This is a genomic window from Bacillus sp. 22-7 (assembly GCF_010628845.1).
GTDB lineage: Bacteria > Bacillota > Bacilli > Bacillales > Cytobacillaceae > Cytobacillus > Cytobacillus firmus_B.
Map to the genome: position 1 here is coordinate 38,982 of NZ_NJQY01000012.1, position 13,365 is coordinate 52,346.

Here is a 13,365-nt window from a genome sequence, read left to right on the forward strand (position 1 = left end):
GTTGAGGGAAGTTTTTAATGGGAATCGAGAGGGGGAAATTTTCGATTCCTTTTAAAGGAAATGGTATGATAAATTTAACGCTTTAATGGAACAGGGTGAAAAAATGACTGCCGTACAAGCTCGACAACAGGAATCAAATAAATATTCGCTGCAGGATGCAGGCTTCAAAAAAATGATGATTGCAATGACAAGTGCATCCATTTTAGTATTTGCCAATTTATACTTTGTGCAGCCGATTATGCCGCTGCTGGCAGATTCATTTGACGTCACATCTGCAGCAGCCGGTTTATCACTGTCTGCTGCTGTAGTTTCTATGATTTTCGGATTATTATTTTTCGGATTTCTGTCTGATCGAATCGGACGGGTTTCCATTATGAATTTCACACTTGTCTGCACCATGATTCCGCTGGTGCTATTGCCGATTGCACCTAACTTTGAAACCTTTCTGGTGCTTCGCTTCCTGCAGGGCTTTTGTATAGCGGGCCTGCCCGCAGCAGCCATCGCCTATTTAGGGGAGGAACTCGCTCCAGGCAGCATCAGCCTAGGCATCACCATGTATATTGCAGCGAATGCCATTGGTGGAATGGCCGGCCGCATCTTCGTCGGGTACATTGCAGATATGGCCAGCTGGCAGACTTCTGTCTACTGCCTGTTTGGATTATCCATTTTGCTATTCATCATTTATTTTATAACTCTGCCAAAATCTCATTATTTTAGTCCCAGTAAAAGATCTGTACAAAAAGACTTGTCAGGAATGGCCTCACATCTGAAAAATACGAAGCTTTTCCCTGCATTCGCGATGGGGATCCTCCTCCAATTCTCGTTTACAGGAGTATGGACGTACCTGGCCTTTTATCTGGAACAGGACCCCTTTAATCTCTCTGTAAAAAATATTTCTTTTACCTACCTGGCGTACAGCTTTGGTATAGTAGGCTCCATTCTGGGCGGAAGGTTATCCTCTTATTTCAGGCAAACCACACTGGTTTCGGTTGGAACTGTCATTTTAATAGGAGGGACCTTGCTTACAAATGTGCAATCCTTATCGGTAATTGTGATAGGCCTATGCCTGACCTGTCTGGGGTTCTTTGTGGCGCATTCACTAATGGCGGCTATTGTAAATGAGCGCGCTGCCCATCACAAAGCCGGTGCCTCGAGCCTCTATCTCGTAAGCTATTATCTTGGAGTCGCAACCGGTGGGACGCTTGCCGGTCTGGTATGGCAGACCGGAGGCTGGACGGGGATTACCGTGGTTTCCTTTGGACTGCTTCCGGTGGTGGTGTGGCTTTCAGGACTTAAAAGGCTAAGTAAAAAATCAGTAAGATAAAAATAGAACGTTACTATATTAATGCATTGTATTTATATCCCTTTTTTCATGACAGCTAGGTAAAGTCCTATTTCTGTCTCAGGAAAGGGATTTTTTTTTGAGTATTCCTTCTTATGATACTTGGCTAGAGAATTTGTAAAGAAAAATTACTAAATTGTCATAATTTTTTTACATATTACTCAGAAATAGTTCTTCAAAGCCGCATTTAACTCATGTAAATTGGCATGAAAATTGCAAATTACTTACATAACAATAAATTTAATGCTTAGGAGTGGCGGCTATGGCACAAGAGTTTCATCCATTATTAAAAGGTGCAATTGAATTACATGTTCATAGTTCACCAAGTTTGTTTCCAAGGAAGCAAACCGACTGGGAACTAATAGAGGATATAAAAAGGGCTGAGATGGCGGGCGTGGTTTTAAAGGCACATGAAGCTCAGACAATTGACCGGGCAAGTTTAATCAGAGAAAAAGAGCCCGGAGTTCATGTTTACGGGGGGCTGGTGTGCAATTATTTTACAGGAGGCTTGTCTCCAACCGCAGTAGACGCAGCAATCCGATTAGGTGCAAAAATCATTTGGATGCCTACTTTTTCTGCTGAAGAGCATCAAAGGTATTTTGGTAAAAAGAAAACCAAATTCTTTAATAGTAAGCGTTCAATGACACATCCTGGTTCCGGGATTGAAATCTGGGATGAACACAAAAAACTCCTGCCGGAAGTATATGAAATCTTAGAACTGGTTGCAGAGGCGGATATTGTGCTTGCCACGGGACATTTGGCTGCTGAGGAAGTGCTTGTATTAGTGGAGGCAGCTATTGAGAAAGATGTTGAGAAAATCTTAATTCAGCATACAGATTTAGGTATTGCCAGAGTGCCTTTTGAATTAGAAAAGGAATTAGTGAAAAAAGGGTGCATCCTGGAAAAATGTTATTTAGCATGCAGTGAAGACTTTAACGATATTTCCCCGGAGGAAATGGCTGAGAGCATTAAAGTTCTTGGAGCTGATTCCTGTGTAATGGTGACAGATTACGGACAGCGGCATAATATTGCCCCTGTTAAAGCTTTAAGCAACTTTATAGAAGACATGCTGAAATATGGAATAACAGAGGATGAGATTACGAAAATGGTTTGTGACAACCCTAAGATGCTGCTGGGGATTTAGAAAGGGTGAAAAAATTGGAAGATGCTGCAGTTAGAGAAATTGAGAGAGTTATTCCTGCTGACCGTATTCTCACCAGTCTTGAAGAACTATATTCATATAGTTATGATGCTTCTTTTGGTGAATATTTGCCCCAATTGGCCATCCAGCCTGAAAGTGCGATTGAAATAAGTAAAATTATGAAGATAGCAAACAAACATAAAATCCCAGTCTATCCAAGAGGGGCGGCGACATCCTTAAGCGGGGGTCCGCTGCCTGTTGAAGGTGGAATTGTACTGGATATGACACGAATGAATAAAAAACTAATCATTGATGGAGAGAACTTATTAGCCATTGTTTCTCCCGGGGTCATTACTGGTGAGATTCATTACCAGGCAGAAAAGGAAGGACTGTTTTATCCTCCGGACCCGAGCAGTTCAAAAGTGTCCACTATTGGCGGGAATTTATTAGAAAATTCAAGTGGGCCGAAGGGACTGAAGTACGGGACTACTAAGGAATATGTGATCGGATTGGAAATCGTTACACCCGAAGGGGAAATTGTCCGGACAGGCGGGAAAACGGTAAAGAATGTCACCGGCTATGATTTAACAAGATTAATTGTTGGATCTGAAGGAACCCTGGCGATTGTAACGGAAGCGACATTGCGGTTAATTCCAAAACCGAAAGCGCGCAAGACTTTATTAGCTACATTTAGCAGATTAGTTGACTCAGGATACGCCATAACGAAAATTTTGTCTTCAGGAATTATGCCGGCAGCCATGGAATTAATGGATAACGCATGTATAAGGGCCGTTGAGAATTTTAGTCCGTGCGGGCTTCCTTTAAATGCCGAAGCACTTGTCATTATCGAAGTGGATGGACATCCCTTGGCTATAAATGAGGAAATTGAAAAATGTGAAAAGATTTGCTGGCAAGTGGGGGCAGCTGCTGTTAGAACGGCCAGAACAGAAGAGGAAAGAGAAGAAATTTGGAAAGCTCGCCGAATGGTTTCCCCTGCCATCACACAAATGGGGCCGACTAAAATTTCTGAGGACGCTACTGTTCCTCGAAGCCAAATCCCTGCCATGATGGAGAAATTAAGCCAAATCCGAAAAAAGTACGAATTAAACTTGGTGGTTTTTGGTCATGCAGGCGATGGGAATTTACATCCCAATATCATTACGGATAAACGAAATATCGAAGAAATGAAACGAGCTGAAAATGCGGTAAGTGAAATTTTTGAAGCTGCTGTTTCACTCGGAGGAACGCTATCTGGCGAGCATGGAATAGGGACGCTTAAAGCCCCATATATGGAAATGGAGCTTGGGGAAGCAGGCCTTGATCTCATGACAAAAGTAAAAAACGCCTGGGACCCTAACAATATATTAAATCCGGGAAAGATCTTTCCAAAAGCGGGGCAAACAAAGGTGGTGCTGGTGTAACATGAATGCTCCATTGAAGAAAACGGAAGCTGTGAGTGAAGCCAATAAATCTATACATTCGCTTTCTCTCATTTCAAAAAAGGGAAACCGGTTATACGATCTGGCCTATGAAGCCACTAATCAGTGTATCCAGTGCGGATATTGTCTGCCTGCTTGTCCAACATACAAATCAATGGGAAAAGAGTCCGCATCACCAAGGGGGAGAATCAACCTCGTCAAGATGGCAGCCGAAGGGAAAATAGATATTTCAAGCCACTTATCTGAACCTATTGATTTATGCCTGGGCTGCCGGGCCTGTGAAGTGGCCTGCCCTGTGGGCGTGCCGTATGGGCATATATTAGAAACAGCAAAAGATGTCATTGCAGAGGACCAAAAGAACAATGATGCTGGAGCAATGAACGATAAACTTAAACATCTCGTCTTATCTCAAGTGTTTCCGTATCCAAAGCGGATGAGGATTATAGGAAACCTAACGTGGTTTTATCAAAAGTCCGGAATCAGAAAAATGGTGAAAAAAACAAGGTTATTGCACAAGATTTCTGAACCGCTGGCTCAAATGGAAAACGTGCTGCCGCCTGTAGAGTCTCCCTTAAAGAGAAGCAAATTAGGAACCATTATTCCCTCCAAGGGTCCCAAAAAAGCAAGGGTTGCATTTTTTACAGGCTGTATTTCGGATGCCTTGCTCAACAGAACGAATAGATTATCAATCGAGCTCCTAACAGCAGCCGGCTGTGAAGTAATGATTCCGAAATCGCAAAAATGCTGTGGTGCTCTTCACGCCCATCAAGGAATGATTGAAGGTGCAAAGGAGCTGGCAAAGCAAAATATTTCCGCTTTTGAGGAATCGGAATGCCAGTACTATATTAATAATGCCGGTGGCTGCGGAGCTCTTCTTAAGGAATATAAAGATCTTATGAAACATGATGAAGAATGGACTGAACGGGCAGAAAGATTCTCCCGTGCCTCCAGGGATATTAGTGAAGTCCTGGTGGAATTTGGTCCTCTTCCTTTTATAAAGGAATGGAACGGTGTGATCACATATCAGGATTCATGCCATCTAAGGAATGTCCAAAGTGTGCATGAGCAGCCTAGGAAATTATTGAAATCTGTACCAGGCGCTGATTTTGTAGAGCTTCCTGGCAGTGATAAATGCTGTGCCTCAGGCGGTATATATAATCTTCTCCATTTTGAGGAGTCCATGAAAATCCTTGATGAAAAAATGGAGAATATAAAAGAAACGAAAGCGGCAACCGTTGTCACAACCAACCCAGGATGCCTTTTGCAGATGCGTCTTGGAATCGAACGGGCGGGATGCAGCGGCCAAGTGCAGGGAGTCCACCTAGTAGACATACTGGCAGAGGCATGCGGAATTTCTTAAAGACTGTCTGTACCTTCCTAATGGAAAAGGAGAACGATTATGAAAATAGGAATAGCCCAAGTTGCTCCTCATTTTGGAAATATTCAAGCCAATTTAGCACTCATGCTGGAAATAATGCATGAGAATACCGGGAAAGCAGACTTACTCGTTTTCCCAGAGTTATCTTTAACAGGATATGATCTCAAAGATCGGCTATTTGATGTAGCGCTGACAACAGATTCAAAGGAAATATTGCGAATTTGCGAGGCTTCTGCAGCTACAGGTGTAAATGTTGTATTCGGTTTTGTTGAAAAGGGGAAGGGCGAGCTAATTTATAATTCAGCAATGATGATTCAAAATGGAAAGATTACCTCTATTCAAAGAAAAATCTACCCAACTAATTACGGTGTCTTTGAAGAAGCAAAATACTTTGCAAAAGGAAAAAAAGTAAACTTGGATCAAGTAGGTTCTTTTATTTCCAGCATGCTGATCTGCAATGATGTATGGCATCCGTCATTGCCCCATATTGCTGCACACCACCACACTTCTCTATTGATTGCTTTAATTAATAGTCCGGAAGGAGGCCTCGGCAGTGACTATTCCAGTTCTGCAGGCTGGGAGAGGGTAGGCCAGTTTTACGCAAGCGTTTATGGGTGCTATGTAGCATTGGTAAACCGCGTAGGGAATGAGAACGGCATTATGTTTTATGGAAATTCAAAAGTGATTAATCCATACGGTGAAGTCATTTTACACTGCCCTTACGGAGATCCAGCTGTTCAAATATGTGAAATTGATTATAATGCGGTAAAAGAAGTACGGAAGCTATTACCTATAATGAGAGATGAAGATGTTCATATTACATTAAAACATTTTACAGAGATTGCGGATCAGGATTTCGTTTAAAATTAGAACCCTTGCATGCAAAGTAATGGATCAATAACCAATACTTATAGCAAGGGTGTTTTTGTTTCTTTTATTTTACTATAATAGTATCCATAAGAATTTTCTAAATAATCAATCTCAGGGCAACTTTGACAGGGGAAATTTTTTTGAAAAAATTATTGCAATCCAGGATCACAAAAAGGTATGTATTTATGACCTTTATCGTCGTCTTTGGTTCACTGGCCTCCATTTATTTTGTGACCATGAATGTATTAAATGATTCTGTGCGTTCGGAAATTGAATACAGAAATGAATTATTGTCAAAGACCATCAGCACGAAAACAAGTTTTATGTTTGACAAAATGATCAACGATATCCGTGTTATTTCTGAGTTCGTTCTTAGTAATTCTAAAGAGAATACATATTTTTACCAGAATGAAATGGAGAGGCTCGTTTCTGAAAATCCTCTATATTTATTTATTGACGTCTTGGATGAATCGGGTAACTCAATTACCACGATACCAAATGTAAAAAAGTCTGCTCCAGAAGACGTTAATAAGATTTTAGAGAGATTAAAATGGGCCAAGACGTTTTACATATCAAATCTGCTTACCCTCGATGATGGCCGGAAAACAATCGGGATCGCTTTTCCAGTCCTTGATGATGGGGGACAGTATCAGGGTGCCATACTTGCTTATGTTAACCTTAATATCCTCTCAGAGTATCTTTCAGAGGGAAAGATAGGTTCAAAGGGACAAAATATTTTAATAGATCGAAATCAAACAATCATTGCACATACTAAAGAACAGTTAATTGGTGAGACGCTCAAAGATCATGAACTTGGTCAAATGCTCAGCAACTATCGAATCGGTATATGGGAAGGGTTATTGTTTAAAGAATTTATGCTCGCTTCCTATAGGCCGATTACATTAGGTGGATTGGGTCTTATAATTTGTGAATCTATCGATCAGGCAATGGAGCCTGCAAGACAGGTACAGGTGCTTTTGTTTAAAGGATTTATTATTGTCGTGTTTCTTACTTATTTATTGACATTGTTCGGAGCATTTCGATTCATAAAGCCGATAACGAATTTAACGAATCAGGCAAAGGAATATTCAGATGGGAAAAGAACTGACTTTGAGCTTCTCCATACGGGTGATGAACTTGAAAACCTTACAAAAACGATGGCAAGCATGGCATTAGAATTAAAAAATAAAGAAAGACATTTGTTCTATATATTAGAATCGATACCATATGGAATCATTACGATTAACAAGGATGGAAGGATTGTTACCTTTAATAAAGGGGCGGAGGAATTATCGGGATTTTCCAGAACTGAGGCCATTGGCAAGTATATTATTGATCTTCCCCTGAAAAAGAATGAAGCTGATTTCCTGTCATGGAGAACCATAAAAGAAGGAAAAGAAATTAATGAACAGGAAAGCTACATATATGATAAGGACGGCAGAAAGCATGATGTCCGTATATATTCTTCTTTATTTAGCGGGGAAGACCAGAATATTCTTGGATCTATCCTTATTCTAAGAGATGTAAGTGATATGAAGAAAATGGAGGAATATTTAAAGCAAAGTGAAAAGCTGGCTTCCCTTGGACAGATGACTGCAGGCATTGCCCATGAAATTAAAAACCCTTTAAGCATTATTCAAGCAGCTGCGGAAGCAATCCAGCTGGACACGCAAGATCCTTCCTTTATTCAGGAAATGACAGAAGATATATTAGAAACAACGGATCGATTAAATCAATTGTTAACTGATTTCCTGAATTTATCCAGGGGAGAATCTGAAGATGAGCTGGAAAAAGTAGACTTAGCTGCTGTATTGGATGAATTATTAGGACTTCTGAAAAACAATTTTGCTGAGCAGAATATAACGGTTTCAAAATTTTTTACTGCTGAAGAAGCATTTGTGCAGGCAACCGCAGGGAAACTAAGTCAAGTGTTTTTAAATATTATCATTAATAGTCTTCACGCTATGGATAAAGGAGGCCAATTAACTGTTCGTATATTGGATAATGATTCGGATTGGTTAGTTGAAATAAAAGATAATGGTTTAGGCATTCCTGAAAGTGAAATCAAGTGGATATTTAATCCGTTCTTTACAACGAAGAAAGAAGGCACTGGATTAGGATTATCAATAGCTTATGAAATCACAACCCAACTTGGCGGGACCATTCAGGCAAATTCAGATATAAGCGGTACCGTATTACGCGTTCAATTGCCAAAGTTTAATGAAGAAAGGTGGGCTTAGAAGCATGAAAAATATTTTACTAGTTGATGATGAATCGAAAATATTGAAAATCCTAAAATCTTCATTAGCCAAGCAAGGGTACAATGTGTATACAGCAGCAAACGGACAAGAGGCCCGAAATAAAATCGCAGATACTAATGCCGATCTCGTTTTTTTGGACTTGAAGCTGCCGGATGCCTCGGGTTTAGAACTTTTACAGGAATTTACCGGACTATATCCTAACAAGATCTATATCATGATGACTGCTTTTGGGAATATCGATAATGCTGTATCTGCCATGAAGGCGGGAGCATTTGATTATATGGTCAAGCCTGTAAAATTAAATGAACTGATCGTTACAATTGAAAAGGCTTTTGAGTTTTTGGGTGTAAAAGAAGAAAATAAAAAATTGAAAGAACAGCTTCTTCATACTGAAGTTCATGGAGAACTCGTAGCTAATAGCAGTCCCATGAAAAATATTCTTAGGCTGGTAGAGAGGGTTTCAGCAACAGAAGCAAACATCCTCATTCAAGGCGAGAGCGGAACAGGGAAAACAAAGATCGCAAAAATGATCCATAAGCTGAGTGAAAGGAAACATGCACCCTTTATTCCCATAAATTGTGCAGCGATTCCTGAACAATTGCTGGAAAGTGAGCTTTTTGGCCATGAAAAAGGCTCATTTACTGGAGCGGTATCGAGCCGAAAAGGGAAATTTGAATCTGCAAATGGCGGAACGATTTTTTTAGATGAAATTGGTGAAATTTCACCGTCTTTTCAAGCTAAACTCCTGCAGGTAACACAAGATAAAACCTTCATGCGTATCGGAAGCGATAAATTAAGCAAGGTCGACATCCGAATTATTTGTGCTACAAATCGCGATCTAAAGAAACTGGTAGAACAGGGGAGCTTCAGGGAAGACTTATATTATCGATTAAACATAGTGGATATATATATTCCATCCCTTAAGGAGCGAAAAGAGGATATTCCCCTTTTAGTAGAAAATTTTCTTGAAAAGTATCGGAGCAAGCACCAAAAAGATTATAAGACAACCAGGGAATTAATGGGCCATTTAATGAATTACGGATGGCCGGGAAATGTCCGTGAGCTTGAAAATGCAATTGAACGTGCGGTTGTATTATGTGAAGGGGATTTGATTACAATCGAAGATTTTCCAAGGGAGATTCGCGAAATCAAAAATGAAAATCCCAATGATATGATTAAAATAGAAGATAGTGCTTCATTACCGGAAATTATGGACGAAATCGAGAAAAAATATATTTTGAAGGCACTTGATGAATCACTTGGACAGCCAGCAAAAGCGGCAAGAAAGCTTGGGATCTCCAGACAAAGCCTTTTATATAAAATGAACAAGTATTTTTCGGAGACTATATGACTTCGCTTGGGCTGCTAGCAGATATTGTTAGCAGCCTTTTTGCGGCACAGGTGAATTGTGTAAATATTTTTTTACACAATAGGAGGATATCTTTACAAATTATTTAGAAAATTCAATAAAATAGAGGAACTTAAGTTGGCACAGAACTTGCTAGATATATAAGTAAAATATTTAAGGGGGGAGAATTTGGAGATTCTAGAATTTGTCCAAGCGAACTGGCCGGAGATTTTAGAGATGACCCTGGAGCATATCGAATTAGTGGGGCTTGCAGTAGGCATCGCAATCATTACAGGTGTTCCTTTTGGGATTTATATTTCACAGAAAGAGAGTTTAGCAAGTCTCGTTCTGGCAGTGGCAGGAATTATAATGACTATACCTAGTATTGCATTGTTTGGGATTATGATCCCTATTTTCTCACTAATTAATCAGGGAATAGGATTTTTGCCAGCAATAGTTGCTTTAATCTTGTATTCACAGCTGCCTATAATTCGAAACACATATATTGCGATAAAAAATGTGGATCCGAATGTAAGAGATGCAGCAATCGGAATGGGAATGACAACCTTTCAGAGACTACTAAAGGTGGAGCTTCCTCTGGCATTTCCTGTCATAATGGCTGGTGTGCGGATGGCGATCGTATTGACGATTGGAATCGGCGCAATAGCGGCTTACATTGGAGCAGGAGGCCTGGGCGGTTATATAGCTCGGGGTATATCAACAAGTTATGCAGTCATGATTCAGGTAGGGGCAATATCAGTTTCTATTTTAGCTATTTCAATTGATGTTTTGTTAGGGAAACTTCAGAAAAGATTTTCGTCTGTGTAAGTATCAAATCTTAAAAGCATAATAGACTGTGAGATTTATGAAAGAAGGTGAAGTAAAATGATTGAATTTCAGAATGTAACGAAGATTTATGAAAGCGATGACAAAAAGGTAACAGCTGTCAATAACATAAACTTTCATGTTGAACCAGGAGAAATCTGTGTATTTCTTGGTCCTTCAGGATGTGGAAAAACAACGCTGCTCAGGATGGTGAATCGTTTAATTCCTATTACAAGCGGAAGTATCGAGGTTGAAGGGAAAAACATCAATTCCATGGATATCATCAAACTTCGAAGGTCCATTGGATACGTAATCCAGCACAATGGACTGTTTCCGAACATGACGATTGAAGACAATATTAATGTTGTTCCCAAGATGCTGGGATGGGATCAAAATCGAATGAAAAATCGTTACAATGAGCTAATGGAAATGATGGGTTTAGACCCGGGACAGTTTCAAAAGCGTTACCCTTATGAATTATCGGGCGGCCAGCAGCAGCGAATTGGGATTGCCAGGGCATTGGCTGCTGATCCCCCTGTTATGCTGATGGATGAACCTTTTGGAGCACTTGATCCTGTCATTCGTGACCGTTTACAGAATGAATTTTTGCGGATTCAGAAGGAAATGAAGAAAACGATTCTATTTGTCAGCCATGATATAGATGAGGCGATTAAATTGGGCGACAAAGTAGCCATCTTTGATACCGGAAAATTAATGCAAATTGGCACGCCTGATGAAATTCTGTCTAATCCGAAGAACGACTTTGTTCGTGATTTCGTTGGAGATGATAGAGCCCTGAAAAGGTTAACTTTGTTAAAAGTAAGAGATTTAATGGTCCTAAGTGACAGGTTTCGAAAAAGCCGATTGAACAGCGAATGGCATGGACAGGTGATTTCAGTAAATGAGAACCTGAAAACAGCTTTGTCACAATTATTGTCAGCCCCAAACGGAGAAATCTGTGTGGTAGATGATCATAACAAGAAGCTAGGTGTACTGTGTGTGTCTGATTTTAATTTATTCACAGAAGTGCACCCAAAAGATATATCAATTGTAAGGTAAGGGGTGACAGTATGTCTGGGAAAAAGACCGAAAAAATAGTGAAGGCAGGTCTATACGTAGTCGTAATCTCCATTTTAGTCTGGGCATACTTAAGTGGGGCATTTCAATTTATCATCGACAACCCTAAGGACCTTCTGTATTTAACTGGCCAGCACCTTAAACTGGTAGGAATATCCGCAGCTCTTGCGATTGCGACCGCAATACCACTTGGAATCTTAATAACCAGGCCGAAATTCAAGAAGCTTGATTGGATCGTATTAAATTTTGCGAATATAGGTCAAACGGTTCCGAGTCTGGCTATATTGGCTTTAGTCATGAGCTACTTTGGATTAGGCTGGCAAACAGCCATTTTTGCATTATGGTTCAATTCTCTTTTGCCTATCCTGAGAAATACGGTTGCAGGGATTGAGAATGTAAATCCGCAAATCATAGATGCTGGAAAAGGGATGGGCATGACATCCAAGCAAATCTTTTTTAAGCTTGAATTACCAAATGCCTTGTATGCCATCATGGCTGGTATCCGTACCTCTGTTGTTATTAATGTGGGAACAGGTGCTTTAGCATTTTTAATCGGAGGCGGAGGTTTAGGAGATCTGATATTTACGGGAATTTCATTATATGATACAGGAATAATGCTTTCAGGAGCGGTTCCAGTCATATTATTAGCCGTCCTTCTTGATGTTTTATTGGGGAAATTAGAAAAGATAATCGTTCCGCGAGGGCTTCAAAGAACACTGGAAGCAGCATAACGATGAGAGTTAAGGGAGGAAATTCTGTGAAAAGATTGGTCTATTTATTTCTGGCAATTATTGTGGCGGCAACCCTATCGGCTTGTGGAAGTTCGTCAGCAAACAGTGAAGGTGGTGGAGGTGATTCAAAGGGAAAATTGACAATAGGCGGTAAAGATTTTACTGAGCAGCAGATTTTGTCCAAAATAACCTCAATTTATTTAAAGGAAAGCGGTTTTGATGTAGAGGAAGCAAGCAATATGGGAAGTGCTGTTGTCCGGTCCGCTTTGGAGAATGGACAAATCGATATTTATTGGGAATATACAGGCACTGGTTTAGTGGTTTATCAAAAACAGGAAGTAGAAACAGATCCTGACAAAGCATATGAAAAAGTTAAAGAAAATGATAAGAAAAACGGAATCACCTGGTTAAATAAAGCGAATTTCAATAATACCTATGCGATCTTGATGAAGAAGGATACGGCTGAAAAAATGGGTGTGAAAACTATTTCGGATCTAGCCAAAGTGGTAAATGATGATCCTGATAAATTAAAATTTGCTTCGAACGCTGAATTCTATGCACGAGAAGATGGAGTGAAAGGCTTACAGAAACTTTACGGATTTAAATTTCCCTCCAAAAATGTCGTGAAAATGGATTCCGGTTTACTATATAACGCATTAAAGGATGGGCAGGTAGATGTATCCGTGGGCTTTGCTACAGATGGCCGCATTAAGGGGTTCGACCTCGTAATTCTGGAAGATGATCAGCAATTTTTCCCGGCATATAATGGGGTGCCTGTTGTGAGACAGGAAGTTACTGAAGAATCTCCTGAGGTTTCTGAACTGCTGAACAAATTAGCCGGCCTTCTTGATAATGAAACGATGATGTCTCTAAATTACTCGGTAGATGTGGAACATAAGGATATCACGGAAGTAAGCCGCAACTGGCTGGAAGAGCAGGGGTTAGTGAAATAA

At 40.2% G+C, this 13,365-nt stretch carries 11 protein-coding genes; all 11 read left to right on the forward strand.

The features are described 5' to 3' along the window. Positions 1-103 precede the first annotated feature (103 nt). The 11 genes from CE058_RS10290 to CE058_RS10340 all read left to right on the forward strand — a co-directional run bounded on the left by CE058_RS10290 (position 104) and on the right by CE058_RS10340 (position 13,365). The gene (locus tag CE058_RS10290) at positions 104-1,324 is read left to right on the forward strand and encodes an MFS transporter (protein ID WP_163142381.1); all 1,221 of its coding nucleotides are present in this window, start codon (positions 104-106) and stop codon (positions 1,322-1,324) included. Positions 1,325-1,604: 280 nt separating this feature from the next. Further along, complete coding sequence (locus CE058_RS10295) at positions 1,605-2,486, forward strand: DUF6282 family protein (RefSeq protein ID WP_048007979.1); 882 nt, start codon at positions 1,605-1,607, stop codon at positions 2,484-2,486. A gap of 14 nt (positions 2,487-2,500) precedes the next feature. Then, on the forward strand, positions 2,501-3,904 hold the full coding sequence (locus tag CE058_RS10300) for an FAD-binding oxidoreductase (protein WP_163142452.1): 1,404 nt from the start codon (positions 2,501-2,503) through the stop codon (positions 3,902-3,904). Between the two features lies 1 nt (position 3,905). Further along, entirely contained in the window at positions 3,906-5,282 is a 1,377-nt protein-coding gene (locus tag CE058_RS10305) for a (Fe-S)-binding protein (RefSeq protein ID WP_082138915.1), read from the forward strand. A gap of 39 nt (positions 5,283-5,321) precedes the next feature. Beyond that, complete coding sequence (locus tag CE058_RS10310; protein ID WP_053071298.1) at positions 5,322-6,164, forward strand: nitrilase-related carbon-nitrogen hydrolase; 843 nt, start codon at positions 5,322-5,324, stop codon at positions 6,162-6,164. Between the two features lie 146 nt (positions 6,165-6,310). Then, on the forward strand, positions 6,311-8,410 hold the full coding sequence (locus tag CE058_RS10315) for a sensor histidine kinase (protein WP_048007980.1): 2,100 nt from the start codon (positions 6,311-6,313) through the stop codon (positions 8,408-8,410). Between the two features lie 4 nt (positions 8,411-8,414). Further along, positions 8,415-9,782 (forward strand): sigma-54-dependent transcriptional regulator, encoded by a 1,368-nt coding sequence (locus CE058_RS10320; RefSeq protein ID WP_163142384.1) that lies wholly within the window; start codon positions 8,415-8,417, stop codon positions 9,780-9,782. Positions 9,783-9,968: 186 nt separating this feature from the next. Further along, the gene (locus CE058_RS10325) at positions 9,969-10,607 is read left to right on the forward strand and encodes an ABC transporter permease (RefSeq protein ID WP_048007982.1); all 639 of its coding nucleotides are present in this window, start codon (positions 9,969-9,971) and stop codon (positions 10,605-10,607) included. Between the two features lie 57 nt (positions 10,608-10,664). Further along, on the forward strand, positions 10,665-11,663 hold the full coding sequence (locus tag CE058_RS10330) for an ABC transporter ATP-binding protein (protein WP_048007983.1): 999 nt from the start codon (positions 10,665-10,667) through the stop codon (positions 11,661-11,663). Positions 11,664-11,674: 11 nt separating this feature from the next. Further along, on the forward strand, positions 11,675-12,412 hold the full coding sequence (locus CE058_RS10335; RefSeq protein ID WP_163142387.1) for an ABC transporter permease: 738 nt from the start codon (positions 11,675-11,677) through the stop codon (positions 12,410-12,412). A gap of 26 nt (positions 12,413-12,438) precedes the next feature. Then, positions 12,439-13,365, forward strand: coding sequence for an ABC transporter substrate-binding protein (locus tag CE058_RS10340; protein ID WP_048008008.1), 927 nt, complete (start codon positions 12,439-12,441; stop codon positions 13,363-13,365).